The organism is Agrococcus lahaulensis DSM 17612 (genome assembly GCF_000425105.1).
GTDB classification, from domain to species: Bacteria; Actinomycetota; Actinomycetes; order Actinomycetales; family Microbacteriaceae; genus Agrococcus; species Agrococcus lahaulensis.
In genome coordinates this window covers 568,540-595,175 of record NZ_AULD01000006.1, presented here as the reverse complement: position 1 = coordinate 595,175, position 26,636 = coordinate 568,540, and the positions used below count along the sequence as shown (strand labels likewise).

Sequence of the window (26,636 nt, the reverse complement as noted above, 5' to 3'; positions counted from 1 at the left end):
ATGGCGCGCGTGAAGAAGCAGCGGCCGGCGGCGCCGGAGCCCGAGCTCACCGAGGAGGAGCGGATCGAGGCCGAGCAGGCCGAGGCCGCCCGCATCGGCGCGGGCGACTGGGAGCCGCCGCCCGGCAAGGCGAAGTCGTTCGGCGCGTCCGCGCTGCGGCTGCTGCGCCTCATGCACCCCTACCGCTGGCTGCTCGCGCTCGTGTTCGCGCTCGGCTCGGTCGGCGTCGTGCTGGTCGTGCTCGGCCCGCGCATCCTCGGCGAGGCGACGAACGTCATCGTGCAGGGCCTCGTGCAGCGGCAGATGCCGCCGGGCGCGACGCAGGCGCAGGTCGTCGAGGGGCTCCGCGCCGGCGGTCAGGACGACTTCGCCAACATGGTCGAGCGCATGCCCGACCTCGTGCCGGGCGCGGGCATCGACTTCGAGCGGCTCGGGGGCATCCTGCTCGTCGTGCTCGCCGTCTACCTCGCGGGCAGCCTCTTCCAGTGGCTGCAGGGCTTCGTCGTCAACCGCGTCGTGCAGCGCACGGTGCAGGGGCTGCGGCGCGACGTCGAGGAGAAGGTGCATCGGCTCCCGCTGTCGTACTACGACCGCACGCAGCGCGGCGAGCTGCTCTCGCGCGTCACGAACGACCTCGACAACGTCTCGCAGACCGTCTCGCAGACGATGTCGCAGATCGTCACGGGCATCCTGAGCGTCATCGGCGTGCTCGTCATGATGCTGACGATCAACGTCTGGCTCGCGCTCATCGCGCTCATCGCCGTACCGCTCACCGGCATCATCCTCGGCGCCGTCATGGGTCCGGCGCAGGGCCTGTTCAAGGAGCAGTGGCGCCGCACGGGTCGCATGAACGCGATCGTCGAGGAAGCCTTCACGGGCCACGCGCTCGTCAAGGTCTTCGGCCGCGAGCAGGCAGTGCGGGCGCGCTTCGAGGAGGAGAACGACGGCGTCTTCGACGCGGCGTTCAAGGCGCAGTTCATCTCGGGCCTCGTCTTCCCGCTCATGACCTTCGTCGGCAACATCGGCTACGTGCTCGTCGCCGTCGCGGGCGGCCTCTTCGTCGCGGCGGGCCAGATCCTCGTCGGCGACGTGCAGGCGTTCATCCAGTACTCGCAGCAGTTCTCGCAGAACCTCGGCCAGATCGGCCAGACGGTCACGATGGTGCAGTCGGGCGTCGCGAGCGCCGAGCGCGTCTTCGAGGTGCTCGACGCCGAGGAGGAGGAGCCCGACGAGGGCGGCGCGACGCCCGCGCCCGGCTCGGGCCGCGTCTCGTTCGAGCGCGTGCGCTTCTCGTACTCGCCCGACAAGCCGCTCATCGACGACCTCTCGCTCGAGGTCGAGCCCGGCCAGACGGTCGCGATCGTCGGCCCGACCGGCGCGGGCAAGACGACGCTCGTCAACCTGCTCATGCGCTTCTACGAGGTCGACGGCGGCCGCATCGCGCTCGACGGCGTCGACATCCGGGCGATGACGAGGGATGCGCTCCGCTCGCAGACGGGCATGGTGCTGCAGGACACGTGGCTCTTCGGCGGCACGATCCGCGACAACATCGCGTACGGCCGTCCCGACGCGACCGAGGAGCAGATCCTCGAGGCGGCGCGCGCGACGTACGTCGATCGCTTCGTGCACGCGCTGCCCGAGGGCTACGACACGGTCATCGACGAGGACGCGACGAACCTGTCGGCGGGCGAGAAGCAGCTCGTCACGATCGCGCGCGCGTTCCTCGCGCAGCCGAGCGTGCTCATCCTCGACGAAGCGACCTCCTCGGTCGACACGCGCACCGAGCTGCTGCTGCAGCACGCGATGGCGGCGCTGCGCACCGACCGCACGTCGTTCGTCATCGCGCACCGGCTCTCGACGATCCGCGACGCCGACCTCATCCTCGTGATGGAGCAGGGCGCGATCGTCGAGCAGGGCACGCACGACGAGCTCGTCGCCGCTCGAGGCGCCTACTGGCGGCTGCTCAACTCGCAGTTCGAGCAGGCCGCGGTCGACTTCGAGGCCGACGGCGGGCTCACCGAGACGGGCGCGGTGCCGACGCAGCAGTCGACGTAGGCGCTCACGCGCCCAGCGTGCGCCAGCTCTCGACGTCGTGCACGGCGATGCCCGCGAAGCGCGCATCGCCTGCGAGCGACGCGGTGACCGCCGCGAGCTCGCGCTCGAGCACGGCGCGCCCGTCGTCGGCGAAGGTCTGCGCCGCGGTCGGCTCCGGCTCGGCCACCGGACCCGTCTCGACCCCGAGCCGGTAGGGCTTGCGAGCGCCGACGATCGCGCGCCGAGCGGCTGCGCTCGACGCCAGGATGTCGGATGCCCGGTCGCGGTAGGCCATGAGGGTGACGGCGTCCGCGCGCGCGACGATGTCGCCGAACGGGCGCGGATGCGCTTCCGCGAGCCACGGCGCGAGGTCGACCTCCACCGGCAGGCCCGTGCGCGCCGCCACGTCCCGCACGGTGCGCGCGAGACCGTCGAGCAGCTCGCGCTCGCGCCCCGGCCAGTCGCGCCGGGTCCACGGCTCGATGTCGAGGTGGACGCCCTGGAAGAGGAACGCCGCGGTCGCCCGCTGCATCCACGTGACGGCGTCGGCGCCGGTCGTCCACGACGGGTCGCCGCCGAGCGCCGAGACGCGCACGCCCTGACCGCGCAGCGCCGCGACCTGCTGATGCGTCGCGGGCGTCGGCCCGCCCCACGGCACGCTCACGAACGCCTCGGTGACGCGCTGCTGCGCGGCGAAGGCGGCGACTGCGGCCGGATCGGGCGGCGCAGCGTCGTGCATCCACACCCACATCGCTCGATTCGCCATGCTCGTGCCTCCTCCCGCTCGGACTGGCGACGCTATTGGCGCCGCCTGCAAGATCGCAGAGTGGGCGCTGGGGCACCGCGATGCGGTCGCGGTCAGGCGGTGAGCGCCGGCCAGGCGACGCCGAGCTCGCGCGCGAGGCGCCGGAGGGCCGGGATGCTCATGCCGACGACCGTCGAGGGGTCGCCGTCGATGCGGTCGATGAACGCGGCGCCGCGTCCGTCGATCGTGAACGCGCCCGCGACCTCGAGCGGCTCGCCGGTCGCGACGTAGGCGTCGATCTCCGCCTCGTCGATGTCGCTGGCGAAGTCGATGCGCGTCGCCGTCGCCGTGCCCGTCGATCCGATCACCTCGCCGAAGCGCACGCGCAGCAGCCAGTGCCCCGAGTGCAGGGTCGCCGAGCGGCCGCGCTGCGCGAGCCAGCGCTCGCGCGCGCGCTCGGGGGTGTGCGGCTTGCCGAGCATCGCGCCGTCGAGCTCGAGCGACGAGTCGCCGCCGAGCACGAGCCCGTCGAAGTCGTCGAGCGGGTCCTCGTCGAGGAGCGCCTCGGCCTTCGCGCGCGCGAGCACGAGCACGTACCGCTCGGGCGAGAGCGGCCCGTGCGCCGCCTCGTGCGCAGCGATGAGCAGCTCCTCGTCGAGGTCGGTCGGCCGCACGATCGGCTCGATGCCCGCTTGCCGCAAGAGCGCGAGCCGGGCGGGGGAGGCGGAGGCGAGGATGAGCTGCACGCCACGATCCTCGCATCGGCGGCTGAGCCTCGGCGCCGGGCGATCGGCGCTGCGGCAGTGGCGCGCGAGCGGGCGGCTCCCCTAGCGTCGAGCCATGGAGCAGAGCCGACCGACGAAGCTGTCCATCATCGGCGCCGGCGGCGTGGGCGTCGCGATCGCCTACGCGGCGCTCATCCGCGGCTCGGCCGACGTCGTCGCGCTGCACGACCTCGCCGCCGCGAAGGTCGAGGCGGAGGTGCTCGACCTCGCCCACGCGATGCCGTTCCTCGCCGCGAAGCGCGTCGAGGGCGGCAGCGACCTGCGGGTCATAGCCGGGAGCGACATCGTCGTCATCACCGCCGGCGCCAAGCAGCGCCCCGGCGAGCCGCGGCTCGCGCTCGCCGCCCGCAACGCCGACATCGTACGCGCGCTCATGCCCGGCATCCGCGAGCACGCGCCCGACGCCATCGTCCTCATCGTGACGAACCCGTGCGACGTGCTCACCGTCGTCGCCCAGCGCGAGAGCGGGGTCGATCGCGCGCGGGTGCTGTCGTCGGGCACCGTCCTCGACACGTCGCGGCTGCGCTGGCGGCTCTCCGAGCTCGTCGGCGTGCACCCGCGCAGCGTACATGCGCTCATCGTCGGCGAGCACGGCGACAGCGAGCTGCCGCTGTGGTCGCGCGCGAAGATCGGCCCTGTGCTCGTGCGCGAGTGGCGCGAGGGCGGCGAGCTGCGGTTCCCGCAAGCCGAGCTCGACCGCATCGCCGACGAGGTCGTGCGCGCCGCGTACCGCATCATCGAGGGCAAGGGCGCGACCTCGAGCGCGATCGGCGTCTCGACCGCCCGCATCGTCGAGGCGATCCTGCGCGACGAGCGCGCGGTGCTGCCGGTCTCGAGCGTGCTGCAGGGCGAGCTCGGCCTCGAGGGCGTCGCGCTCTCGCTCCCGACCGTGCTCGGCCGCGGGGGCGTCGAGCGCGTGCTCGAGGTGCCGATGGAGCCCGCGGAGCGCACGGGGCTCGAGCGCAGCGCCGAGGCGATCGCGAGCACGCTGCGCTCGCTCGGCTGAGCCCGGCCGCCGCGATGCGGGAGGATGGAGCCATGCCGCAGGACATCGCAGAGGGCCGGATCGTCGAGCTGACGATCGACAACGTCGCGCACGGAGGCCGCTTCGTCGGCCGCCACCGCACCGACTCCGATGAGCGCGGGCGGGTCGTCTTCGTGCCCGACACGATGCCCGGCGAGACGGTGCGCGCGCAGGTCGTCGAGGTGAAGAAGTCGTTCGCGACCGCCGTGGCGCTCGACGTCGTGTCGGCGTCGCCCGACCGCGTCCCGCATGTGTGGACCGAGGCATCCATCGATCGCGCCCCGCTCGAGCGGGCCGGCGGCGCGGAGTTCGGCCACATCGCGCTCCCGCGCCAGCGCGAGCTCAAGCAGCGCGTCATCGAGGACGCCCTCGAGCGCACCGGCGGCATGACGCGCGAGGTGCCGGTCGCCGCGGCGCCCGGCGACGACGAGCGCGGCGGCCTCGGCTGGCGCACGCGCGTGCGCCTCCACGTCGACGACCGCGGCCGCCAGGGACCGTTCGCGCCGCGCAGCCACGAGGTCGTGCCGGTGACCGATCTGCCGCTCGCGACCGAGGGCATCCGCCTCTCCGCCCAGCTCGACCAGCGTCTGCCGGGCGTCACCGCGGTCGACTACGTGCAGCACGGCGACGAGGTCGACGTCATCGCGATGGAGGGCGCGCCCGAGCGCGGGCGCACCGACACGATCGTCGAGACGGTCGGCGGGCGCGAGTTCGAGCTCGACCGCTCGGGCTTCTGGCAGGTGCACCGCGAGGCGCCCGGCGTGCTGACGGATGCGGTGCGTCGCGCGATCGACGCCGACGCGGTCGACGCGGCGGGCTGGTCGCTCGACCTCTACGGCGGCGTCGGGCTGTTCGCGGCGACGATCGCCGAAGTGCTGGGGGAGCGGACGCGCGTGACGAGCGTCGAGGCCGACGAGGTCGCGACCGACCACGCGAGCGAGAACCTCGCCGAGTGGATCGGCGCGAGCGCCGAGACGGGCCGGGTCGACCGCTGGCTGCGCGAGCTCGCGAAGCGCGCGAGCAAGGCGGAGCGCGAGCGGCTCTCGCGCGGCGTCGTCGTGCTCGACCCGCCGCGCGCGGGCGCGGGCCGCGAGGTCGTCGAGCAGCTCGTCAGGCTCGAGCCGGCGCAGATCGTCTACGTCGCGTGCGACCCGGTCGCGCTCGCGCGCGATGCGAAGCTGCTCGCGGAGCGCGGCTGGAGCGTCGACTCGCTCGAGGCGTTCGACCTGTTCCCGCATACCCACCACGTCGAGGCGGTGGCGTCCTTCCGCCGCTGAGCGATTCCCGACGCCCGGGACGGGCGTCGGCGCTGGCGTCGCGGTGACGACCCGAAAGGGTCGTCACCCTCAGCTCCAGCGCGCACACCCACCACGTCGAGGCGGTGGCCTCCTTCCGCCGCTAGCCCATCGCAGAGTGCCGACACTCTGCGATTCGCGGGCCGGGGAACAGCAGAGTGCCGACACTCTGCGCTGGCGCGCGCAGTAGCATCCGGCATGGCCTTCGACGACGTCCTCGCGAGCCGCTTCGAGCGCGCGAACCTCCTCTACCTCGAGCTCATCGACGGGCTCTCGCCCGAGCAGCTCGGCTCGCGGCTGCCGGGCCTGCCCTCCAGCACGATCGCGGGGCAGCTGTGGTGCGTGCTCGGCGCTCGCGAGAGCTACCCGCGCGCCGCTCGCGCGGGGTCGTGGCAGGGCTTCAGCGGTCCGTTGGACGAGGCGGAGATGACGGATGCGCGACAGGCCCAGTCGGCGGCTTCTGCTCTCGGTACGGCCGACCGACGCCCGGGACGGGCGTCGGCGCTGGCGTCGCGGTGACGGCCCGAAAGGGCCGTCACCCTCAGCTCCAGCGCGCCCTCGCGCTCCTGGAGCACGAGACGCAGCACCACGGGCAGCTCATCCGCTACCTCTACGGGCTCGGCATCCCGCGGCCCGAGTCGTGGCAGCGGCAGTACGCGCTCGACCACGACGGCGCGTAGTCAGCCGCCCTTCGCGACGCCGCCCGCGGCGCGCGCCACGACGTGCGCGACGCCCGGGATCGCCGTCGCTCGCCACATCGCGCGCTGCGCCTCGAGCTCGATGCGCGAGTGGGGCGCGAACGCGGCGGCCAGCCGTCGACCGCGCGCCTGCTCGCGCTCGACGACCGGCCGCCACTCGCGCTCGAAGGCGGCGAGCCCGCGCGCGACGTCCGTCGCGTGCCGCGCGAACGCGAGCTCCTCAGCGAGCCGCTCGGCGCCCGCGATCGCCATCGACGCCCCCTGGCCGGCGAGCAGCGAGACGGCGCCTGCCGCATCGCCGAGCAGCACGACGCGGCCCCGCACCCACGGCTCGACGACCGTCTGCGCGACCCGGTCGAGGTAGGGCTCGGTCGCGCTCCGCACCGCGCGCCGGCCGAGCACCCCCATGCCGATCACCGCGGCACGCGCATCGCGCTCGGCCACGCCGCGCAGCACCGCGAAGCCCGTCACGCCCGTCGCGCCGAGCGGCGCGACGACAAGCTGCCGGTCGAGCTCGACCTGCATCGCGACGCGACCGCCGAGGTCGGCCGCGAGCTCGGGGTCCTCGCCCGTCCACGCGGCCGCGATGAGGTCGGCGATCGGCCGCACGAAGCGCTCGTGCGGACCCCACACGAGCTGCCGCACGCGCGAGCCGACGCCGTCCGCCCCGACGAGCACGTCGCCCTCGAGCCGATCGCCGCTCGAGAGCAGCACGCTCACCCCGCCGCCCGCGTCGTGCACCGTCTCGACCTGCGCGCCCCAGCGCATCCGCACGCCGTCGGGGAGGGCTGCGAGCAGCGCCTCGATGATCTGCGGCCGGAGGATGGTGAGGTAGCGGCCGCCCGCCGCCTGCTCGACGACCGAGAGCGGCAGCCGGGAGCGCACGCGCCCCGTCGCGTCGACCGCACGCACCTCGGGGTACGACTCCGCGCGCTCGCGCAGCGCCGGCAGCAGGCCCAGGCGATCGGCGGCATCGAAGCCCAGGCCGAAGAAGTCGACGAGGTAGCCGGCGCGGCGGGGCGCGGGCGCGCGCTCGAGCACGTCGACGCTCCAGCCGTCGAGCGCGAGCCGGCCCGCGAGGGCGAGCCCGGCGACGCCGGCTCCGGAGACGATCGCGTGCATCTGCAGACGGTACCGCCTGGAGCGGTGAGCGGCCTCAGCGCAGCAGGTCGAGCAGCGCCCGCTCGCGCGAGCCCTTCAACCCCATCGTCGCGCCCTGCTCGAAGCGCGCGAAGACCTCCGGGTCGATGTAGCTCGACTTGGCGACCGAGGGGGTGTTGCCGAGCGCCTCCGAGACGGCCTTGATCGCCTCGCGGATGGCCCGGTCGCGCGCGGTCTTCGTGGCGACGTCGCGCGCCTGCGCGAGCGACTCGGCCGCGACGAGGGTCCCGTGCAGGGTGCGGAAGTCCTTCGCCGTGAATTCCCCGCCGGTCGCCTCCCGCACCGCCGCGTTGAGGTCGGCGTCGCGCAGCGCGTGCGCGCCCTCCTCGTCGCGCCACGCGAGCAGCCGCGAGCGGCCCGAGCGCCGCGTCAGGAGCTCCTCGACGCAGCGCGCGAGCGCCGGGTCCTCGATCGTCACGTCGAAGCGCTGGCCGGACTTCGCGGGGAAGCGCAGCCGCACCGCGTCGCCCGTCACCTTCGCGTGCCGGCACAGCAGGGTCATGAGCCCTCGCGTGCCGCGCTCCTCGGCGTACGCGTCGCCGCCCGCGCGGATCGCGACGGCGTCGAGCATGCGGAGCGCCGCCGCGAGCACGCGCTCGCGCGGCAGGCCCTCGAGCGCGAGGTCGCGCGTGACCCGTCGCCTCATCGAGGGCAGCGACTCGGCGAGGTCGAGCGCCCGCTCGTGCTTGACCCGGTCGCGGCGCTCGCGCCACTCGGGGTGGTAGCGGTACTGCGTGCGGCCCGCGTCGTCGACGCCGATCGCCTGGATGTGCGCGCGGGGGTCGGCGGCGATCCACACGTCGGTCCAGGCCGGCGGCACCGCGAGCGACTCCGCCCGCTCGCGGTCCTCCGCCGAGACCTTCCGGCCGTTGTCGTGCACGTACGCCCAGCCGCGCCCCGATCGACGGCGCCGGATGCCCGCATCCGTGCCGGGCTTCGCCCTGCGCAGCCTCGCCATGCGCGCGATCGTAGCCCCAGGGACGAGCACGAACCTGAGTCGTCTTCGGTATGCTGGCCCTTTGCGGTCCACGGCGCCCGCCCGTCACGTCCATCCAGGAGCCCATGCAGGTCCCCAGTCCGCCGCGCCGCCACGACATCCAGGGTCTGCGCGCGGTCGCCTCGCTGCTCGTCGCCAGCTACCACGTGTGGTTCGGCAACGTCTCGGGTGGCGTCGACGCCTTCTTCGCCATCGGCGGCTTCCTGCTCGCCACGAGCCTCGCGGGCGAGATCGAGCGCAACGGCGGCATCGACGTGCCCGGCCAGCTCAGGCGCACCTTCAAGCGGCTGTTCCCGATGGCGGGGATCGTCGTGCTGGTGGTGGGCTGCGTGACGGTGCTGGTCGCCGGCCCGCTGCGGTTCGGCGAGGCCCTCCGCGACGTCCTCGCCGCCGCGACCTTCAGCGAGAACTGGCGGCTCGCGGCATCGGCGACCGCGTACGTCGACGAGGGCCACGACAAGTCGGCGCTCCAGCACTTCTGGGCCATGGGCGTGCAGGGCCAGTTCACGGTGCTCCTCATCCTCATCGCCGCGGTGATCGCGCTCATGCTCGGGCGCCGCGCGCGGGAGGGGGCTCGCGCAGCGATCGCGGCGTTCCTCGCCGTGACCGTCGTCGCCTCCTTCGCGTATGCGCTCGTGCAGGTGTCCGCGAACCCGGTGCCGGTGTACTACGACACCTTCGCGAGGGCGTGGGAGCTCGCGCTCGGCGGCTTCGCCGCGCTCGTCCTCACGCGCATCCCGCTCGGGCCGCTCGCCCGGGCGGTGCTCGGCGTGGTCGGCCTCGCCCTGCTGCTCACCGCAGGCCTCCTGCCCCAGGAGTGGACGCAGCCCGGGCTCGTCTCGCTCTGGCCGGTCGCAGGCGCGCTGCTCGTCATGCTCGCCGGACACGGCGCCGACGGCGGTCCCGTCGCCGCGCTGCTGCGCTGGCGGCCGCTCGTCTGGATCGGCGGCATCTCCTACGGCGTCTACCTGTGGCACTGGCCGCTGCTGAAGGGGCTCATCGCGCTCGACCCCTCGCAAACGGAGCGCGTCGGGATCCTGCAGGGCGCGGCCGTGATCGGCGTCGCGATCGCGCTGTCCTGGGGATGCGCCCGGCTGATCCGGGCCGCGGCGACGTCGAGCCGCAGGCTGGCTCGCCGATCGTTCCCGCTGCTCGTCCCGGCGATCGCCGTCGCCGCCGTGCTGGGCCTGGTGGTGGCGCCCGCGATCCAGAAGCGCGCCATCGAGGAGGCCACCGCCGTGCAGGCAGCCGCGAGCGCCGCGGAGCTCGAGGCCTGGGTGGCCGGATCGGTCGCCTCGCCGCCGGCGCTCACGATGGGCGCGGTGGGCGCCGCGGGCCAGCCGTCGGAGTGGGTCGTCGACGGCTGCACCACGGTCGCCGTGGGCCGCGAGGCGGACTGCCGCTACGACGGCGGCGGCGACTCGGGCCGCGAGGTCTGGGTCGTCGGCGACTCGCACGTCGTGGGGCTCGCGCCGCCGCTCCGCGCGGCGCTGCGGGGGATCGCCGACCTGCAGCTCCTCGGTCGGGGCGGGTGCCCCTTCACCGATGCCCCCGACGTGCGGGAGCAGAAGGGCGAGGACGCGGCCGCGTGCGAAGCGCACATCCAGCACGTGATGGAGCTCGCCGAGGAGCGGCGCCCCGAGCTCGTCGTGATCACGTACGGCGCATGGTGGGCGGGCGAGGGCTTCGAGGGCGTCGGCGAGGGGCTCGGGACTCGACTGGCCGAGGGCACGCTCGCCCTCACCGCGAAGCTGCATGCGCTCGGCATCGAGACGGTGTGGCTTGACTCGCCTCCGCCGGCCTCGCTCGTCCTCATCGAGGAGTGCCTGGCCGCGCACGGGGAGGGGCGACCGACCGAGCTGTGCAGCCTCGAGCTCGAGCCCGCGCAGCTCGAGCGGCACCGGCAGATGGTGGAGCTCCTCCGAGCCGGTGGCGTCGACGTCATCGAGACGATCGGCTGGTACTGCGACGTCGAGCGGATGCTGTGCCCCCTGATCGTCGACGGCGTCCCCACGTGGGCCGACGACCTGCACCTCAGCGCGGCGGGCGCGATGCAGCGCGTCGTCGTGCTCGCGGTCGCGCTGTCTGAGCGGATCGCCTGATCCAGTCCTCAGCATCCTGGCGTAGCGTGCGCAACCTGGGCCGTTGCGCGCGCCGCGGTCCGCTCCTGCCATGACGACGACTCCCGTGCACCGCCGCCGCGCCGACCTGCAGGGTCTGCGCGCGCTCGCGTCGCTGCTCGTGGCGACCTCGCACATCTGGTTCGGCAACGTCTCGGGCGGGGTCGACGTGTTCTTCGCGATCGGCGGCTTCCTGCTCGCGTCGAGCCTCATCGGCGAGATCGAGCGCAGCGGACGCGTCGGCGTCATCGCGGCGCTCTGGCGGCAGGCCAAGCGGCTCTTCCCGATGGCGGCCATCGTGCTCGTCGTCGCGGGCTCGATCGCGCTCGTCGCCTCGGGGCCGCTGCTGCTCAACCGCGTCGCGCACGACATCTCGGCGGCGGCGACGTACCGCATGAACGAGCGGCTCGCGTCGACGGCGACCGACTACCTCGGCGCCGGCCTCGCGAAGTCGGAGTTCCAGCACTTCTGGGCCATGAGCGTGCAGGGGCAGTGGACGGCGCTGTGCATCGTGCTCATCGGGCTCCTCGCCTTCGCGCTCGGCGACGGCGCTGCACGGCGGGCGCGCTCGATCGCGGGCGCCCTGCTCGGCGCCGCCGCCGTCGCATCGTTCGTCTACGCCAACCAGCAGATCGCGATCGATCCCGTGCCCGCCTACTACGACACGCTCGCGAGGTCCTGGGAGCTCGCCCTCGGCGGGTTCGCGGCGCTCGTGCTCACGCGCATCCCCCTCGCGCCCATCGCGCGAGCGGTCATGGCGGTCGTCGGCATCGCCCTCGTGCTCACCGCGGGCATGCTGCCGCAGCACTTCGCGCAGCCGGGCGCGGTCACGCTGTGGCCCGTGACCGGCGCGCTGCTCGTGCTGCTCGCCGGGCACGGCGCGGACCCGGGGCCCGTGGGCCGCGTGCTCTCCTGGCGGCCGCTCGTGTGGCTCGGAGGCATCTCCTACGGGCTCTACCTCTGGCACTGGCCGGTGCTGAAGGGGCTCGTCGCGCTCGACCCGGCGCAGGGCGACGGCGTCGGGCTCGTGCCGGGCACCCTCGTGCTCGCGCTCTCGATCGCGCTCGCGTGGGGCTCGACGAGGCTCATCGCGCTCGCGAGCCGGCCGCGACCGCGCGAGTCGCGATCGGTGCCGCGGCTCGTGCCGCTGCTGCCGGCGGTCGCGACCGCGGCGGCCGTGGCGATCGCGATCGCGCCCGGCATCCAGGAGCGCGCGATCGCGGCGCAGGCGGCCGCGGCGCCCCAGCCCGAGTCGCCCGCGCAGCTGCAGGAGTGGGTCGCGCAATCGGTGTCGAAGCCGACGGCGCCGATGCGCGGCGCGGTCTCGGGGGAGGCGGGCCAGTCGTCGGAGTGGCTCGTCGACGAGTGCTCGACGGTCGACGAGCTCGAGCTCGACGCGTGCCGCTACCCGGCGCCGCCCGCGACGCACGGCCGCGAGGCGTGGCTCGTCGGCGACTCGCAAGCGGTCGCCCTCGCGCCGGGCGTGCGCGCGGCGCTCGCGGGGCACGCCGACGTGCAGCTGCTCGGCCGCGAGATGTGCCCGTTCTCGAGCGCTCCGGTCGTCGCGCGCGAGCTCGGGGACGAGGCGGCTGCGTGCGAGGAGCACATCGCGCTCGTGCTCGAGCTCGCCGCGGAGCGGAGGCCCGACCTCGTCGTGATCACCTACGGCGCGTGGTGGGTCGGCGACGGCTACCGCCACCTCGGCCTCGACGTCGGGCGGCGGCTCGCCGAGGGCACGCTCGACCTCATGCGGCAGCTCGACGCGCTCGGGGTGCGCTCGGTGTGGCTCGACAGCGCGCCGCCGTTCGCCGAGATGCAGGAGTGCCTCGACGCGGTCGCGACCGACGACGACCTCGCGACGTGCATCGCGCCCCTCGACGAGGAAGAGCTGCGGCGGCACGAGCGCATGGTCGAGACGATCGCGGCCGGCGGCGGCGACCTCGTCGACACGCTCGGCTGGTACTGCGACGTCGAGCGCCGCGCGTGCCCGCTCATCGCGGGCGGCGTCTACACGTGGGCCGACCCGCACCACATCAGCGCGCCCGGCGCGGTGCAGCGGGTCGCGCTGCTCGAGGATGCGCTGCTGCCGCGACTGCGGGCCGAGCAGGCGGGTCGCGGGGTGCACGTCGTCGACGCGCCGGCACCCGACGCCGCGCCCGGCGGCTGAGCGCCCGTCAGTCCTGCTGCCAGCGCCTGCCGTCGGGGAGCCGCGACTTCGACTGCCACTCGCTCTCGCTGTCGAGCACGCGGCGGTGCTTCGTCTCGGCCCACTCCGCCGCCATCCCGGTGAGCGCCGCCTCGACGGCGGCCCGCTCCTCGGGCGTCGGCGAGCCCGCGACCACGATCATGACGGACTCGGATGCGTCGCTCACAGCGGGATGTTCCCGTGCTTCTTCTCGGGCCGGTGCACGCGCTTCGTGCGCAGCGCACGGAAGGCGCGCGTGACCATGACGCGGGTCTCGGCCGGCTCGATGATGCCGTCGAGCTCGCCGCGCTCGGCCGCGAGGAACGGCGACGCGACGTTGTAGGTGTACTCGCTCGCGAGCCGCGACCGCACCTCCGCCACGTCGTGCCCGTCCGCCTCCGCCTGCTTGATCTCGTTGCGGTAGAGGATGTTGACGGCGCCCTGCCCGCCCATCACCGCGATCTCGGCGGAGGGCCACGCGATGTTGACGTCGGCGCCGAGCTGCTTCGAGCCCATGACGATGTAGGCGCCGCCGTAGGCCTTGCGGGTGATGACCGTCACCATCGGGACGGTGGCCTCGGCGTAGGCGTAGAGCAGCTTCGCGCCGCGACGGATGACGCCCGACCACTCCTGGTCGGTGCCGGGCAGGTAGCCGGGCACGTCGACGATCGTGAGGATCGGGATGGAGAACGAGTCGCAGAAGCGCACGAAGCGCGCAGCCTTCTCGCCCGCCTCGATGTTGAGGGTGCCGGCCATCTGGTTCGGCTGGTTCGCGATCACGCCGATCGTGCGGCCCTCGAGCCGGCCGAACCCGATGACGATGTTGGGCGCGTAGAGCGGCTGCACCTCGAGGAACTCGCGGTCGTCCATGATCGTCTCGATGATCCCGAGCACGTCGTAGGGCTGGTTCGGGGAGTCGGGGATGATCGTGTCGAGGCGGCGGTCGGTGTCGTTGACGACCCGCTCGGCGGTGTGGTCGTAGGCGGGCACCTCCGACTGGTTGTTGTCGGGCAGGTAGGCGAGCAGCGCCCGGACGTAGTCGAGGGCGTCGTCCTCGTCGGCGGCGAGGTAGTGGCTGACGCCCGAGACGGTGTTGTGGGTGCGGCCGCCGCCGAGCTCCTCGAAGCCGACCTCCTCGCCCGTGACGGTCTTGATGACGTCGGGGCCGGTGACGAACATGTGGCTCGACTTGTCGACCATGACGACGAAGTCGGTGAGCGCGGGGGAGTAGACGGCGCCGCCAGCGGCGGGGCCCATCACGATCGAGATCTGCGGGATGACCCCGGATGCGGCGGTGTTGCGCTTGAAGATCTCGCCGTACTTGCCGAGGGCGACGACGCCCTCCTGGATGCGCGCGCCGCCCGAGTCGAGCATGCCCACGATCGGCACGCCGACCTTCGTCGCGTAGTCCTGGATCTTGATGATCTTCTCGCCCGCGACCTCGCCGAGCGAGCCGCCGAAGGTCGTGAAGTCCTGCGAGTAGACGGCGACCCGGCGACCGTGGACGGTCCCGATGCCGGTCACGACGGCGTCGCCGTAGGGACGGTTGCCGTCCATCCCGAACGCGGTCGTGCGGTGGCGCACGTAGGCGTCGAACTCGACGAACGAGCCCGGGTCGACGAACTGCTCGATGCGCTCGCGAGCGGTCTTCTTGCCCTTCGCGCCCTGGCGCTCCTTGGCCCTGGCCTCCTTGTCGACCACCGCCTCGCCGTGGCGGCGGCGGAGATCCTCGATCCGCGCGGCGGTCGTCGTGAGGTCGTTCGAAGCCGGCGTCTCGTGGGTCACGGATGCCACTCTAGACGGGCGCTCATGCCACGCCTTTGTGGACTCCCACAGCGATGCGCGCCAGTGCGGTGGCGCTCCCCTCCATGCCCGCTCGCTCGCCCGCATAGGCTGGGGTCATGCTCTTCCCCGGCGCGGCGAGGGCCGCGAGCGTGATCGAGCTCGGCACGGTCGGCTCGACGTTCGACGCCGTCGACGAGCGCGCCGAGCACCTCACCACCTGGGCGACGCTCGACCAGCGCGCCGGCCGCGGTCGGCTCGGCCGGGAGTGGGTCTCGCCCGCCGGCAAGTGCCTCGCGGCGACGGTGCTCGTGCGCACGAAGCGGATGCACGAGCAGCAGATCGGCTGGCTGCCGCTCGCCGCCGGCCTCGCGCTCGCCGACGCGCTCGACGTGCTCGTCGCCGACCGCGCGTCGATCAAGTGGCCCAACGACGTGCTCATCGAGGGGCGCAAGGTCGCGGGCATCCTGTGCGAGCGGCGGCGGACCGGCGTCGCGGTCGGCTTCGGCGTCAACCTCACCCTCGCGCGCGACGAGCTCCCCACCGAGCACGCGACCTCGCTGACGCTCGAGGGGGCGGAGGGCACCGCCCCCGTGCTCGCCGACGCGATCCTGTGCCACGTGCTGCGCTCGCTCGACGGCCTGCTGCCGGCCCTCGGCACCGAGCGGCTGCGCGCCGCGGTCGCGGCGGAGCTCGCCACGATCGGGCGCGACGTGCGGGTCGCGCTGCCGGCCGGCGAGCTGCGCGGGCGCGCGGTCGGCCTCGGTCCGGGCGGCGAGCTGCAGGTCGACGCCGGCGACGGGATCGTCGACGTGCGGGCCGGCGACGTCGTGCACGTGCGGTGATGGGGGAGAATCGTCGCGTGCAAGCCGGCGACGAGCGAGTGATCGCGCGCATGCGACCGCATGGTCGCGTGCTCGTCGTGCCCGTGCTCGTGCTGTGGGCGTGCGTCGGCCTCTCGACGCTGCTCGTCGATCGGGTCGACTGGCCGCTCTGGAACGTCGCGGTGCTCACCGTCGCCGGCATCGTCGTCGCGCTGCTGACGATCGTGCCGACGCTCGCCTGGCTCTCGCGCGGCTTCGTGTTCACGACCGAGCGCGTCATCATCCGCAGCGGCTTCGGCGGCACGCGCCGCGAGACGATGCTCTCGCGCGTGCACGACGTGACCGTGCGCCGGCGCGGGCTGCAGGCGCTCTTCGGCGCCGGCGACGTGCTGCTCTCGACCGGGGGCGACCGCGCGGTCGTGCTCGCCGACGTGCCGAGCGCGTCGCTCGTGCAGCGCACGCTGTCGGAGCTGCTGGGCGCGCGGGGCTTCGCGGAGCCCGACCGGGTCGACGCGGCGTGACGCGCCGCTGACGAGATGACGAGGAGCTCCATGAAGATCGCCGTGATCGGCTGCGGCTACCTGGGCGCGGTGCACGCCGCCGCGATGGCCTCGCTCGGCTACGACACCGTGGGCGTCGACGTCGACGCGTCGAAGGTCGAGCGGCTCGGGCGCGGCGAGCCGCCGTTCTTCGAGCCCGGGCTCCCCGAGCTGCTGCGGACGGGCGTCGAGGCGGGTCGCCTCCGCTTCACGACCGACATCGCCGAGGCCGCCGGGAGCGACGTCGTCTTCATCGCCGTCGGCACGCCGCAGCTGCCGGGCTCCGACGCCGCCGACCTCACGTTCGTCGACGCGGCGATCGCGTCGCTCGAGCCGCACCTCGGCGCTGGCACGCTCGTGGTCGGCAAGTCGACGGTGCCGGTCGGCACCGCCGCGCGGCTCGCCGAGCTCGTGCGGCCCACGGGGGCGAGCCTCGCGTGGAACCCGGAGTTCCTGCGCGAGGGCTTCGCGGTGCGGGATACGCTCGCACCGGACCGGCTCGTCTACGGCGTCGAGCCCGGTGACGACGCGGCGGTCGAGCGACTCGACGCGGTGTACGCGTCGGTGCTCGAGCGCGGCACCGAGCGGCTCGTGCTCGACTTCGCGACCGCCGAGCTCGTCAAGGTGAGCGCGAACGCCTTCCTCGCCACCAAGATCTCGTTCATCAACGCGATGGCCGAGCTCGCCGAGACGGTCGGTGCCGATGTGACGCTGCTCGCCGACGCGATCGGGCTCGACGCGCGCATCGGCCGGCGCTTCCTCAACGCAGGCCTCGGCTTCGGCGGGGGGTGCCTGCCGAAGGACATCCGCGCCTTCCAGGCCCGCGCGAGCGAGCTCGGGCACGCCGACACGCTCGCCTTCCTCGGCGAGGTCGACCGCATCAACCTGCGCCGCCGCGATCGCATGGCCGCGCTCGTCGAGCGCGAGCTCGACGCCGTCGGCGGCGACCGCGTCGCGATGCTCGGGCTCGCGTTCAAGCCCGACAGCGACGACGTGCGTGACTCGCCCGCGCTCGACGTCTGCCGGTTCCTGCAGCGCTCGGGCCGCTCCGTCGTCGGCTTCGACCCGCAGGCGAGGGAGACGGCCGGCCGCATGCTGCCCTCGCTCGAGATCGCCGGCTCCGTCGAGGACGCGGTGCGGGATGCCGACGTCCTCGCGCTCGGCACGGAGTGGCGGGAGTTCCGCGAGCTCGACCCGGTCGAGGTCGCCCGTTGGACCCAAGCGCGCGTCGTCGTCGACGGGCGCAACACGCTCGACGCCGCCCGGTGGTCCGCCGCCGGCTTCCGCGTCGTCGGGCTCGGCAAGCCGGAGGTGCAGCCAGCATGATCGTGGGCGTGGTGGGCGGCGGGCAGCTAGCCCGCATGATGATCCCGGCGGCGGTGGAGCTCGGCATCGAGCTGCGCGTGCTCGCTGAGGCGGATGGCATGTCGGCCGCGCTCGCGGCGACCGCGGTCGGCGACTACCGCGATGCCGCGACCGTGCTCGCCTTCGCGGAAGGCGTCGACGTCGTGACCTTCGACCACGAGCACGTGCCGCAGGACGTGCTCCGCGCGCTCGTCGATGCCGGGCACCGCGTGCACCCCGGCCCCGACGCGCTGCGCTTCGCGCAGGACAAGCGCGCGATGCGCGAGCGCATGGCCGAGCTCGGGGCGCCGCAGCCCGACTGGGCGCCGGTCGACTCCCGCGCTGACCTCGAGCGCTTCCTCGCCGACCACGGCGGCGTCGGTGTCGTCAAGACCGCGACGGGCGGCTACGACGGCAAGGGCGTGCGCGTGGTCCGCGCCGCGGCGGAGGCCGACGACTGGCTCGACGGCTCGGCGGCGGGCGGCCCCCGGCTGCTCGTCGAGGAGCTCGTGCCGTTCTCGCGCGAGCTCGCCCAGCTGGTCGCACGCCGCCCCTCGGGAGAGACCCTCGTGTGGCCGCTCGTGCAGACCGTGCAGCGCGACTCGATCTGCGCCGAAGTGCTCGCTCCCGCGCGCCACGCCGCGCGCATCCAGCCCCTCGTCGACGACATCGCGCGGGACATCGCCGAGGGGCTCGGCGTGACGGGCGTGCTCGCGGTCGAGCTGTTCGAGACGAGCGACGGCCGCGTGCTCGTCAACGAGCTCGCGATGCGGCCCCACAACTCGGGCCACTGGACGATCGACGGCGCCATCACGAGCCAGTTCGAGCAGCACCTCCGCGCGGTGCTCGACCTGCCGCTCGGCTCGACGGCTCTGCTCGCGCCCGCGAGCGTCATGATCAACGTCATCGGGGGGCCCGCGTCGGGCTCCATGACCGACCGCTACCGCGCGGCGCTCCACGCGCATCCGGACGTCAAGGTGCACTCCTACGCCAAGGCCACGAGGCCGGGGCGCAAGGTCGGCCACGTCACCGCGATCGGCGACGACCTCGACGAGGTCGCCTACCGGGCGCGCGCGGCCGCCGCGCACTTCGACGCCTGACGCTCGCATCGAGCGCTCCGGGCGGAGGATGCGTCGGGGCGGCGAGGCGATAGGCCGTCCATGGCGAGCGTGCGTACCCTGGAGCCCATGCGTTCGCAGGTCAGCATCATCATGGGATCGGACTCCGACTGGCGGGTCATGGAGGCGGCGAAGGCCGTGCTCGACGAGCTCGGCGTCCCCTCCGAGGTCGATGTCGTCTCGGCGCACCGCACGCCCGACAAGATGGTCGAGTTCGCGCGCGGCGCCGCGGACCGCGGCGTGCGCGTCATCATCGCTGGCGCCGGCGGCGCGGCGCACCTGCCCGGCATGGTCGCCTCCATGACGCGACTGCCCGTCATCGGCGTGCCGGTGCCGCTCGAGCGGCTCGACGGCCTCGACAGCCTGCTCTCGATCGTGCAGATGCCCGCCGGCATCCCGGTCGCGACCGTCTCGATCGGCGGTGCCCGCAACGCGGGCATCCTCGCCGCGCGCATCCTCGGGACGACCGACGAGGCGCTCGCCGCCCGCCTCGACGCCTTCGCCGCCGACCTCGAGCGGCAGGTGGGCGAGAAGGCCCACGCGCTCCGCGGCCGCGTGGACGCGAGCGCATGACGCTGCTGCAGGCAGCCACCTCGATCCGCGAGCCCGACGCACGTCGCCCGGAGGTCATGGAGCGACGCGGCTGGTGGCTCGTGCTGCTCGGCTTCGCGCTCCCCGGCAGCGCCCAGGTGCTCGCCGGCAACCGGCGACTCGGCCGCATCGGGATCGCTGCGACGCTCGCGCTCGTCGCCCTGCTCGCCCTCGGCGCCATCCTGTGGTTCGCCTCGCGCTCTGCGCTGCTGACGCTCGTCGGCAACTCGATCGGCCTGCTCGTCGTCGAGGTGCTCCTGATCGCCTATGCCGTGCTGTGGCTCGTGCTCGGCCTCGACACGCTGCGCCTCACGCGGCTCAGGAAGGTCCGAGGGAGAGCACGGGCCGCGATCGCGGCCGTGGCGCTGCTCGCGACCATCGCGCCCGCCGCGCTCGCGGGCTACGGCGCGAGCGTCGTCGACGCATCCCGGGACCTCGTCAGCAACCTCTTCGACTTCGCGCGCCCCGTGGTGGAGCCGGTCGACGGCCGCTACACGTTCCTGCTGCTCGGCGGCGACGCCGGCGACGACCGCGAGGGGCGGCGAGCCGACTCGATGACGGTCGTGACCGTCAACGCCGAGACCGGGGCGGCGACGATGATCGGGGTGCCGCGGAACCTGCGGAACGCCCCGTTCTCCGAGGGCTCGCCCATGTGGGGCCCGTGGCCGGACGGGCTCGACTGCTCCTCGAGCGACTGCTACCTGAACGGCACGTACACCTACGGCGAGGCCCACCCCGAGCTCTACCCGAACGCCGAGGCGAACGGCTCCACGCCGGGGATCGAAGCCACGCGCGATGCGGTCGAGGGCGTCACCGGGCTCGAGATCCAGTTCTTCGTGCTCGTCGACATGTCGGGCTTCGAGAAGCTTGTCGACGCGCTCGGCGGCCTCGAGCTCGAGGTGACGGAGCGCGTTCCGATCGCGATCGAGGGCGGGCCCGTCGAGGAGTGGATCGAGCCGGGCACGCAGCGCATGGACGGCTACCACGCCCTCTGGTACGCGCGCAGCCGCGCCGGGACCTCCGACTACGCGCGCATGGAGCGGCAGCGGCAGGTGCAGGAGGCGCTCATCCGCGAGTTCACGCCGCAGACGCTGCTGACGAAGTACACCGAGCTCTCGGCCGCGGGCCAGGACATGGTGCAGACCGACATCCCGCAGGCGATGATCGGCGGCCTCTCCGAGCTCGCCCTCGAGACGCGTCGACTGCCGATCACGAACCTCGAGCTCGTGCCGCCGCAGGTGAACACGGGCGACCCGGACTACGACGCGATCCACGCGATGGTGGCGGCGGCGCTCGCCGAAGCCGACGCGGTCGCACCGCCGACCGGCGAACCGGCCGAGTCCCCCGAGCCGTAGACGGTCGGGTGTCAGTGGCGCTCGAGCAGATCGCGCGCGATGTCGTAGGCGCCGCGCGAGAAGCGCCGGTACCGCCCGGCCGCGATGCCGCGGAGCACACCGGGCAGGCGCAGCGCGCGGGCGTCGGGCAGTGCTGCCCGCGCGCGCTCATGGCGGGCCTTCTCGATGAGCCGTTCGAGGGCCTCACCGGTCGCGAGGCCGCGTCGCGCCGCCTCGGTCGCGAGCTGCTCGGCCCGCGCGGCCTTCTGCGCGTGCTTGCCCGAGTCCGCCTCGAGCACGCGCCGCAGCTTGCCGGCCAGGCTGAGCCGCTGCACCCCGATCGCGTTCCCGCCGTGCTGGCGGTAGTCGATCGTCGGCTCGGGCACGTAGCGGACGCCGCCGCCGAGCGCGGCGCACATCGCGAGCCACTCGTCGTGGATCCACGCGGACGGCACCGGGAGCGCCGCGACGGCGGCCTCGCGCCGCACGATCGCGGTCGCGCCCGTCACGAGGTTGCGTCGCAGCAGCGCGTCGAGCGCGCGGCCCTGCTCGAGCGCGGCGCGCTCCCACGCGGAGATCTCGAGCGACTCCTCGAGCGTCGAGCCGAGCGGCGCGCCGTCCGGTCCGACGAGCCGCGCGTTCGAGTGCACGAGCGCGACGCCCTCGAGGTGGGGCAGCAGGCGCTCGAGCCGGTCCGGGTGCCACACGTCGTCCTGGTCGCTCAGCGCGACGACGTCGCCGCTCGTCGCCGCGATCGCGTCGGCGAAGTTGCCGGCGACGCCGAGCGGTGCGTCGTGCCGACGGATGCGGACGGGCACGTCGGTCTCGGAGGCCATGCGCCGCACGACGTCGAGGGTGCCGTCGGTCGACGCATCGTCGCCGACGACGATCTCGGTCACCGGCCGCGACTGGGCGAGGATGCTGCGCAGCTGCTCCTCGATCCACCGCTCGCCCTGGTGGGTGCACAGGGCGACGCTGACGCGCGTGCTCACAGCTCGGCGTGCAGCTGCCACACCTGACGGGCAGCTGTCTCCCACGTGAACGCGCGCGCCCGATCCTGCGCCAGCAGCCGCAGGCGGGTGCGCTCGTCGTCGTCGGCGAGCAGGTCGGCGAGCGCAGCGGCGAGCTCGTGCGGGCCGCCGTCGACGGCCACGCTCGCACCGCCGGCGATCTCGACGAGCGAGCGGGTGGCGTGGTGGACCGTCGGCGTGCCGAGCGCCGCGGCGTCGAGCAGCGACAGGCCGAGCGCGTCCTGCTCGGCGACGTGCAGGTGCGCGAGCGCCCGGCGGTGGGCGAGCGCGAGCTCGGCGTCGTCCAGCTGGCCGAGCATCACGAGGCGGCCCGCCGGGATGCCCGCCTCGACCGCGAGGCCGGCGAGCCGCGTCTCGCCCCACTGCACCGGTCCCGCGACGACGACCCGCGCATCCGGCATCCTGGGGCTCGCGAGCGTCTCGATGAGCCGACGCGCCTGGCCGAGCGCGCCGGGGCTCGTGAGCGCGAGCACGAACTCATCCGGCAGCGACAGCGCCGCCTCCGACCTCGCCGCGCGCAGGAGCGCCGACGACGGCGCGGGATGCACCACCCGCACGCGGTCGCCCGTGTCGCCGAGGAGCGCGAGGTCCTCGGCGATCGCGGTCGAGGGGACGACGATCCCGTCGGCGAGCTGCAGCGCTCGCCGCAGCGCGCGATCGAACCACTGCCGCTTGCGCTTCGAGCGGTCCGAGAACGGCTCCAGCCCGTGCAGCGTCACGGTGACCTGGTCGCCCGGCGACGGGTCCCGTCGCAGCGGCGCCATGAGGCTCGTCGCATGCACGAGGCCGCGCACTGGCAGCGTCGTGAGCGAGTGCAGCCATGCCTCGCGCAGCTCGCGAGCGGGCACCGCGGTGCTGCGCAGCTCGGCGAGCCCGGGCAGCTGCGCGTCGGCGCGCGCGGCGCGCCCGTCGCTGAGCTTCGCGGAGATCGCCGTGACGCCGAAGCCATCGGGGGCCGTCGCGATGAGGCCGCGCGTCAGCTCGGCGGAGTACCTCCCCACCATCGTCGGATGGCGCTCGCCCACCTCGTCGAGCACGACCGTCAGCCCATCGCTCATCGCCACACCTCGCTACCAGATGCCGAGCAGGAGCAGAGCGCGGAAGAAGCGCCGCTCGGCGGGATCTCGTCGGAGCTTCGGCGCCAGGCGCCACAGCGCCATGCGGGAGCCGAGGCGCTCGGAGTCGAACAGCGGTGCGAGCCGCTCGAGCGAGAGCCGCAGCTCGGGGGGCGCGAGGGCGACGCACAGGCGTGCTACGGCGGCGCAGCGCGCGCGGTACTCGCCGGAGGCGAGCTGCCGCAGCCGAGCGCGCGCCTGCTGCAGCCCGGCATTCGCCCCGGTCGCGTTGCCGCCGTGCTGGCGATACTGCAGGGTCGAGCGGGGGTCGATGTGCCAGCGCCCGCCCGTCGCGCGCACGATCGCGTAGATGAGCCAGTCGTGGGGCACGGCGCCGTCATCGACGACGTGCTCGAGCGCCGCACGAACCCGCAGGAACGCATCGGTCGAGAGCACGAAGGTGCAGCCTGGACCCGCCGACTCCAGCAGGAAATCGAACTCGACCTGCGGCTGTGCCTTGTCTATGAGCTTCGTCCGCCGCGAGTCGCCGGTCTCCCAGAACGCCGTGACGTTCGAGGAGACCGCGTCCACGCCGAGGCGCTCGAGCTGCTTGACCTGCCTCGCGAGCTTGTCGAGCGCCCAGATGTCGTCCTGATCGGCGAGCGCCACCGCCGACGCCCCGGTGACATCCGCATCTCGGATCAGGCGGAGGAAGTTGGCCTGCGGCGAGCCGAAGCGGTCGGGCGGAAGGAGCACGACCCGGTCGTCGGCCGCGATGTCCGCGAGGAGCGCAGGGGTGTCGTCCGCGGACGCGTCGTCGGAGACGATCAGTCGGACCTGGACATCCTCCTGATCCAGGATCGAGCGAGTCTGCTCACCGACGTATGCCGCGCCGTTGTGCGTCGTCATCAGCACGGTGACGAGCGGTTCGGCCGCAGCACGCCCATGCTCGATCAAGTGCTGCCTCCCCCTCGCGCCGGTGACGGCACGGCCGTCGCGCCAGCCACCGAGCCTACCCGGAGCCCAGCCGGCGTCCCGAGGGGCGCCGCCGCCTAGACTGGCCCCCGACCGAGCCAGCGACTACAGAAGGCGGCATCGAGCATGCGCGGAATCATCCTTGCGGGCGGCAGCGGGACGCGGCTGTGGCCGATCACGAAGGGCATCTCCAAGCAGCTGATGCCGATCTACGACAAGCCGATGGTCTACTACCCGCTGTCGACGCTGATGATGGCTGACATCCGAGAAGTGCTCGTCATCACCACGCCGGAGTACAACGAGCAGTTCCGCGCGCTGCTCGGCGACGGCTCGGATCTCGGCATGGACATCCGGTACGCGGTGCAGCCCTCGCCCGACGGGCTCGCGCAGGCGTTCATCATCGGCGAGGAGTTCATCGGTGACGAGTCGGTGGCGCTCGTGCTCGGGGACAACATCTTCCACGGTACGGGCCTCGGGTCGAGCCTGCGCGCCCACAGCGAGATCGACGGCGGGCTCATCTTCGCCTACCAGGTCGCCGATCCGAGCGCCTACGGCGTCGTGGAGTTCGACGCCGACATGCGCGCGCTGTCGATCGAGGAGAAGCCGAAGGCGCCCAAGAGCAACTACGCCGTGCCGGGACTCTACTTCTACGACAACGACGTCATCGACATCGCGAAGTCGATCGAGCCGTCGGCGCGCGGCGAGCTCGAGATCTCGACGGTGAACGAGCGCTACCTCGAGGCGGGGAAGCTGCAGGTGCAGGTGCTCGACCGGGGGGTCGCCTGGCTCGACACCGGCACCTTCGAGTCGATGATGCAGGCGAGCGAGTACGTGCGGGTGATCGAGGACCGGCAGGGCTTCAAGATCGGCTGCATCGAGGAGATCGCCTGGCGAGCAGGCTGGATCGACGACGAGCAGCTCGCGGCGCTCGCAGCACCGCTCGTGAAGAGCGGCTACGGCCGCTACCTGCAGACGCTCCCTTCGAGGCGCTGAGGTCCGCGGCGCCGCGAGCGGGACCAGGCTCCGTCGCTCGAGGTCGGCGCTCCCATGGCCCGGCGGACGCCCCCGGTAGACTGTTGCGCTGCGGGTCGAGCCGATCCGCGGAGAGGGAGCGCGCATCGTGCGTCGACTGGCGATCATCGCCCACTACGACAAGGACGGCGAGCTCGGCGGCTACGTCGAGCACTTCGTCGACGCGCTGCGGCCATTCGTGGAGCGCGTCGTGCTGGTGTCCAACGGCGAGCTCTCGCCTGCAGCGTCCGAGACCGCGGCGCGGATCGCCGACCGCGTGCTGGTGCGGGACAACTCGGGGTACGACGTCTACGCCTATCGCGACGGGATCTGGGCCGAGCGGGACCGCACCGGCGAGTTCGACGAGCTGCTGCTCCTGAACACCACGTTCTACGCGCCGGTGCACGACTTCGCGCCATCCTTCGACGCGGTCGCCGACCCGGACATCGACTTCTGGGGCCTCACCGAGCACCCGGAGGTCGACCCGCACCCGTACCACCGGAGCGGAGTCATGCCGCGACACATCCAGTCGTACTGGATCGGGGTGCGGCAGCGGATGCTGGCGTCGAAGGCGTGGGACGACTACTGGACGGACATGCCGGAGATCCGCGGGTACGACGACGCGGTGATCCACAACGAGACCCGCTTCACGGAGTACTTCGAGGCAGCCGGCTTCCGGTCGCAGGCGGTGTTCCCCGCTTCGACGTTCCCGGTGGAGAACGCGACGATGGAGGCACCCGACCTGCTGCTCGACGCCGGGTGCCCGATCGTGAAGCGGAGGCTGTTCTTCCACGACCCGATCCACTTCGAGCAGCACGCGCTGATCGGGCGGGGCGTGAGGGAGCGCATGGAGCGCTCCGGCTACCCGATGGAGCTCGTCTGGCAGGATCTCGCGCGCGTGGCGCGGCCTCGAGACGTGCAGTCGAACGCGGGCATGCTCGAGATCCTGCCCGACGTGGACGCAGGCGGAGCGGCGCTGACGGGCATCAGGGTCGGCGTGCTGGCGCACATCTTCTACGAGGACATGACGGCCGAGCTCCTCGACCTGGCGGACCGCCTCCCCGTCGACTACACCCTGATCGCGACCACGCCGACTCGGGAGAAGGCCGAGGCGATCAAGGCGGTGCTCGCGACGCGCGGCCGTACCGGCGACGAGGTGAGGGTCGTCGAGTCGAATCGCGGGCGCGACATCTCGGCCTTCCTGCTCGGGTGCGGCGATGTGCTGCGGTCGGATCGGTTCGACGTGATCGTGAAGGTCCACACGAAGAAGTCGCCGCAGGCGCACTTCAACCAGGCACGCATCTTCCGGGATCACCTGTTCGGCAACCTGTTCAGCAGTCCCGGGTACGCGGCGAACCTGCTGCGTCTGTTCGCGCAGCATCCGTCGCTCGGCATGGTGTTCCCCGCGATGATCCACATCGGCTACCCCACGCTCGGCAGGGCGTGGCTCAGCAATCGAGAGCCGGCGGAGGAGCTCGCGGAGTCGCTCGGCATCGCCGTGCCGTTCGACGACCTGAGCCCCGTCGCCCCCTACGGATCGATGTTCTTCGCGCGTCCCGAAGCGCTCCGCAAGCTCGCGGCCGCGCCGTGGCGCTGGGAAGACTTCCCCGACGAGGGGGAGTACGCCGACGGTGCGCTCACGCATGTGCTCGAGCGACTGTTCGCCTACGCCGCGATCGATGAGGGCTATCACGTGCGGACCGTGCTGAACACCTCCCTGGCCGCGTCATCGCACACGGCGCTCGAGTACAAGCTGCAGGAGGCGCTCGCGTCGCTGCCCGGCGAGCTCCCCGACCAGCTGCGCTATGCGCGGGCGATCGGCGGCACGCTCGCCGCTCCGCGCTCGGTGCTCATGCGCGCCCGCCTGCTCGGCCGTCGCGTGGTGGGGCGCAACCACACCACGGCGATCATCGCCTTCCGGGTCCTGAACTCGGTGAGGGACGCGCGGCGACGGGTGTCCCAGCGACGGATCGGCCGGGGAGCCTGAG

The 26,636-nt window shown here is 73.3% G+C and carries 24 protein-coding genes; 15 read left to right on the top strand and 9 right to left on the bottom strand.

The annotated features are described in order from the left end of the window. The gene (locus H508_RS15265) at window positions 1-2,055 is read left to right on the top strand and encodes an ABC transporter ATP-binding protein (RefSeq protein WP_051222970.1); all 2,055 of its coding nucleotides are present in this window, start codon (window positions 1-3) and stop codon (window positions 2,053-2,055) included. A gap of 4 nt (window positions 2,056-2,059) precedes the next feature. Here H508_RS15265 and H508_RS16760 read toward each other — a convergent pair whose 3' ends face one another. Both H508_RS16760 and H508_RS0107635 read right to left on the bottom strand, forming a co-directional pair. Further along, window positions 2,060-2,800 carry a hypothetical protein gene (locus H508_RS16760; RefSeq protein WP_156906017.1) on the bottom strand — a complete coding sequence of 247 codons (741 nt, stop codon included), beginning with the start codon at window positions 2,798-2,800 and terminating at the stop codon, window positions 2,060-2,062. A gap of 92 nt (window positions 2,801-2,892) precedes the next feature. Further along, window positions 2,893-3,525 (bottom strand): Maf family protein, encoded by a 633-nt coding sequence (locus tag H508_RS0107635; protein WP_026373614.1) that lies wholly within the window; start codon window positions 3,523-3,525, stop codon window positions 2,893-2,895. A 94-nt stretch (window positions 3,526-3,619) separates the two neighbouring features. On the opposite strand from H508_RS0107635, the gene H508_RS0107630 reads away from it, so the two are divergent. The 4 genes from H508_RS0107630 to H508_RS17405 all read left to right on the top strand — a co-directional run bounded on the left by H508_RS0107630 (window position 3,620) and on the right by H508_RS17405 (window position 6,563). Then, complete coding sequence (locus tag H508_RS0107630; RefSeq protein WP_026373613.1) at window positions 3,620-4,570, top strand: L-lactate dehydrogenase; 951 nt, start codon at window positions 3,620-3,622, stop codon at window positions 4,568-4,570. Between the two features lie 32 nt (window positions 4,571-4,602). Continuing rightward, window positions 4,603-5,865, top strand: a complete 1,263-nt coding sequence (locus H508_RS0107625) for a class I SAM-dependent RNA methyltransferase (RefSeq protein WP_026373612.1) — start codon at window positions 4,603-4,605, stop codon at window positions 5,863-5,865. 216 nt (window positions 5,866-6,081) lie between these two features. Further along, window positions 6,082-6,402: a hypothetical protein gene (locus H508_RS16755; RefSeq protein ID WP_026373611.1), complete on the top strand. Its 321-nt coding sequence runs from the start codon at window positions 6,082-6,084 to the stop codon at window positions 6,400-6,402. Next, a complete protein-coding gene (locus H508_RS17405; RefSeq protein WP_156906016.1) occupies window positions 6,399-6,563 on the top strand; it encodes a hypothetical protein in 165 nt (54 codons plus the stop codon). The genes H508_RS16755 and H508_RS17405 overlap by 4 nt, the downstream gene beginning before the upstream one ends. On the opposite strand, the gene H508_RS0107610 is transcribed toward H508_RS17405, so the two are convergent. Together H508_RS0107610 and H508_RS0107605 are read right to left on the bottom strand one after the other, a co-directional pair. Beyond that, a complete protein-coding gene (locus H508_RS0107610; RefSeq protein ID WP_026373610.1) occupies window positions 6,564-7,703 on the bottom strand; it encodes an FAD-dependent monooxygenase in 1,140 nt (379 codons plus the stop codon). It abuts the gene before it with no gap. A 34-nt stretch (window positions 7,704-7,737) separates the two neighbouring features. Continuing rightward, the gene (locus tag H508_RS0107605; RefSeq protein ID WP_026373609.1) at window positions 7,738-8,700 is read right to left on the bottom strand and encodes a DNA topoisomerase IB; all 963 of its coding nucleotides are present in this window, start codon (window positions 8,698-8,700) and stop codon (window positions 7,738-7,740) included. A 104-nt stretch (window positions 8,701-8,804) separates the two neighbouring features. On the opposite strand from H508_RS0107605, the gene H508_RS16750 reads away from it, so the two are divergent. After that, window positions 8,805-10,841 carry an acyltransferase family protein gene (locus H508_RS16750; RefSeq protein ID WP_051222966.1) on the top strand — a complete coding sequence of 679 codons (2,037 nt, stop codon included), beginning with the start codon at window positions 8,805-8,807 and terminating at the stop codon, window positions 10,839-10,841. 70 nt (window positions 10,842-10,911) lie between these two features. Next, on the top strand, window positions 10,912-13,026 hold the full coding sequence (locus tag H508_RS16745) for an acyltransferase family protein (RefSeq protein ID WP_051222964.1): 2,115 nt from the start codon (window positions 10,912-10,914) through the stop codon (window positions 13,024-13,026). 7 nt (window positions 13,027-13,033) lie between these two features. Here H508_RS16745 and H508_RS0107590 read toward each other — a convergent pair whose 3' ends face one another. Then, window positions 13,034-13,231 (bottom strand): acyl-CoA carboxylase epsilon subunit, encoded by a 198-nt coding sequence (locus tag H508_RS0107590; protein WP_026373608.1) that lies wholly within the window; start codon window positions 13,229-13,231, stop codon window positions 13,034-13,036. Continuing rightward, entirely contained in the window at window positions 13,228-14,829 is a 1,602-nt protein-coding gene (locus tag H508_RS0107585) for an acyl-CoA carboxylase subunit beta (protein ID WP_026373607.1), read from the bottom strand. Before H508_RS0107585 ends, H508_RS0107590 begins: the two co-directional genes overlap by 4 nt. Window positions 14,830-14,945: 116 nt before the next feature. Here H508_RS0107585 and H508_RS0107580 point away from each other — a divergent pair, with 116 nt between their 5' ends. From H508_RS0107580 to H508_RS0107555, 6 genes are all read left to right on the top strand, one after another. Continuing rightward, on the top strand, window positions 14,946-15,671 hold the full coding sequence (locus H508_RS0107580) for a biotin--[acetyl-CoA-carboxylase] ligase (protein WP_026373606.1): 726 nt from the start codon (window positions 14,946-14,948) through the stop codon (window positions 15,669-15,671). A 17-nt stretch (window positions 15,672-15,688) separates the two neighbouring features. Next, complete coding sequence (locus H508_RS15240) at window positions 15,689-16,171, top strand: PH domain-containing protein (RefSeq protein WP_021009928.1); 483 nt, start codon at window positions 15,689-15,691, stop codon at window positions 16,169-16,171. Between the two features lie 30 nt (window positions 16,172-16,201). Continuing rightward, window positions 16,202-17,515 (top strand): UDP-glucose dehydrogenase family protein, encoded by a 1,314-nt coding sequence (locus tag H508_RS0107570; RefSeq protein WP_026373605.1) that lies wholly within the window; start codon window positions 16,202-16,204, stop codon window positions 17,513-17,515. Next, on the top strand, window positions 17,512-18,633 hold the full coding sequence (locus H508_RS0107565) for a 5-(carboxyamino)imidazole ribonucleotide synthase (protein ID WP_035254258.1): 1,122 nt from the start codon (window positions 17,512-17,514) through the stop codon (window positions 18,631-18,633). The genes H508_RS0107570 and H508_RS0107565 overlap by 4 nt, the downstream gene beginning before the upstream one ends. 87 nt (window positions 18,634-18,720) lie before the next feature. Then, on the top strand, window positions 18,721-19,224 hold the full coding sequence (gene purE / locus H508_RS0107560) for a 5-(carboxyamino)imidazole ribonucleotide mutase (protein ID WP_035254257.1): 504 nt from the start codon (window positions 18,721-18,723) through the stop codon (window positions 19,222-19,224). Continuing rightward, window positions 19,221-20,597, top strand: coding sequence for an LCP family protein (locus H508_RS0107555; protein WP_026373602.1), 1,377 nt, complete (start codon window positions 19,221-19,223; stop codon window positions 20,595-20,597). Before purE ends, H508_RS0107555 begins: the two co-directional genes overlap by 4 nt. 11 nt (window positions 20,598-20,608) lie before the next feature. On the opposite strand, the gene H508_RS0107550 is transcribed toward H508_RS0107555, so the two are convergent. Genes H508_RS0107550 through H508_RS0107540 form a run of 3 tightly spaced genes read right to left on the bottom strand, consistent with a single transcriptional unit; the run spans window position 20,609 to window position 23,571 of the window. Beyond that, window positions 20,609-21,568, bottom strand: a complete 960-nt coding sequence (locus H508_RS0107550; protein ID WP_026373601.1) for a glycosyltransferase family 2 protein — start codon at window positions 21,566-21,568, stop codon at window positions 20,609-20,611. Continuing rightward, complete coding sequence (locus tag H508_RS0107545; RefSeq protein ID WP_026373600.1) at window positions 21,565-22,665, bottom strand: glycosyltransferase; 1,101 nt, start codon at window positions 22,663-22,665, stop codon at window positions 21,565-21,567. The genes H508_RS0107550 and H508_RS0107545 overlap by 4 nt, the downstream gene beginning before the upstream one ends. Window positions 22,666-22,677: 12 nt before the next feature. Further along, the gene (locus tag H508_RS0107540) at window positions 22,678-23,571 is read right to left on the bottom strand and encodes a glycosyltransferase (protein ID WP_156906015.1); all 894 of its coding nucleotides are present in this window, start codon (window positions 23,569-23,571) and stop codon (window positions 22,678-22,680) included. Window positions 23,572-23,763: 192 nt separating this feature from the next. Between H508_RS0107540 and rfbA the strand changes: the two genes are divergently transcribed. Both rfbA and H508_RS15235 read left to right on the top strand, forming a co-directional pair. Next, window positions 23,764-24,630: a glucose-1-phosphate thymidylyltransferase RfbA gene (gene rfbA / locus H508_RS0107535; protein ID WP_026373598.1), complete on the top strand. Its 867-nt coding sequence runs from the start codon at window positions 23,764-23,766 to the stop codon at window positions 24,628-24,630. A 127-nt stretch (window positions 24,631-24,757) separates the two neighbouring features. Continuing rightward, on the top strand, window positions 24,758-26,635 hold the full coding sequence (locus tag H508_RS15235) for a rhamnan synthesis F family protein (RefSeq protein WP_051222957.1): 1,878 nt from the start codon (window positions 24,758-24,760) through the stop codon (window positions 26,633-26,635). Window position 26,636: the final 1 nt, after the last annotated feature.

What these genes read in the sequence shown, in the direction of transcription:
- H508_RS0107540 (WP_156906015.1), bottom strand. Translation starts at nt 23,571, where the DNA reads ATGACGACGCACAACGGCGCGGCATACGTCGGTGAGCAGACTCGCTCG.
- H508_RS0107555 (WP_026373602.1), top strand. Translation starts at nt 19,221, where the DNA reads ATGACGCTGCTGCAGGCAGCCACCTCGATCCGCGAGCCCGACGCACGT.
- H508_RS0107625 (WP_026373612.1), top strand. Translation starts at nt 4,603, where the DNA reads ATGCCGCAGGACATCGCAGAGGGCCGGATCGTCGAGCTGACGATCGAC.
- H508_RS0107570 (WP_026373605.1), top strand. Translation starts at nt 16,202, where the DNA reads ATGAAGATCGCCGTGATCGGCTGCGGCTACCTGGGCGCGGTGCACGCC.
- H508_RS0107630 (WP_026373613.1), top strand. Translation starts at nt 3,620, where the DNA reads ATGGAGCAGAGCCGACCGACGAAGCTGTCCATCATCGGCGCCGGCGGC.
- H508_RS16745 (WP_051222964.1), top strand. Translation starts at nt 10,912, where the DNA reads ATGACGACGACTCCCGTGCACCGCCGCCGCGCCGACCTGCAGGGTCTG.
- purE (WP_035254257.1), top strand. Translation starts at nt 18,721, where the DNA reads ATGCGTTCGCAGGTCAGCATCATCATGGGATCGGACTCCGACTGGCGG.
- H508_RS16755 (WP_026373611.1), top strand. Translation starts at nt 6,082, where the DNA reads ATGGCCTTCGACGACGTCCTCGCGAGCCGCTTCGAGCGCGCGAACCTC.
- H508_RS0107605 (WP_026373609.1), bottom strand. Translation starts at nt 8,700, where the DNA reads ATGGCGAGGCTGCGCAGGGCGAAGCCCGGCACGGATGCGGGCATCCGG.
- H508_RS16760 (WP_156906017.1), bottom strand. Translation starts at nt 2,800, where the DNA reads ATGGCGAATCGAGCGATGTGGGTGTGGATGCACGACGCTGCGCCGCCC.
- H508_RS0107610 (WP_026373610.1), bottom strand. Translation starts at nt 7,703, where the DNA reads ATGCACGCGATCGTCTCCGGAGCCGGCGTCGCCGGGCTCGCCCTCGCG.
- H508_RS16750 (WP_051222966.1), top strand. Translation starts at nt 8,805, where the DNA reads ATGCAGGTCCCCAGTCCGCCGCGCCGCCACGACATCCAGGGTCTGCGC.
- H508_RS0107565 (WP_035254258.1), top strand. Translation starts at nt 17,512, where the DNA reads ATGATCGTGGGCGTGGTGGGCGGCGGGCAGCTAGCCCGCATGATGATC.
- H508_RS0107545 (WP_026373600.1), bottom strand. Translation starts at nt 22,665, where the DNA reads ATGAGCGATGGGCTGACGGTCGTGCTCGACGAGGTGGGCGAGCGCCAT.
- H508_RS0107580 (WP_026373606.1), top strand. Translation starts at nt 14,946, where the DNA reads ATGCTCTTCCCCGGCGCGGCGAGGGCCGCGAGCGTGATCGAGCTCGGC.
- rfbA (WP_026373598.1), top strand. Translation starts at nt 23,764, where the DNA reads ATGCGCGGAATCATCCTTGCGGGCGGCAGCGGGACGCGGCTGTGGCCG.
- H508_RS15265 (WP_051222970.1), top strand. Translation starts at nt 1, where the DNA reads ATGGCGCGCGTGAAGAAGCAGCGGCCGGCGGCGCCGGAGCCCGAGCTC.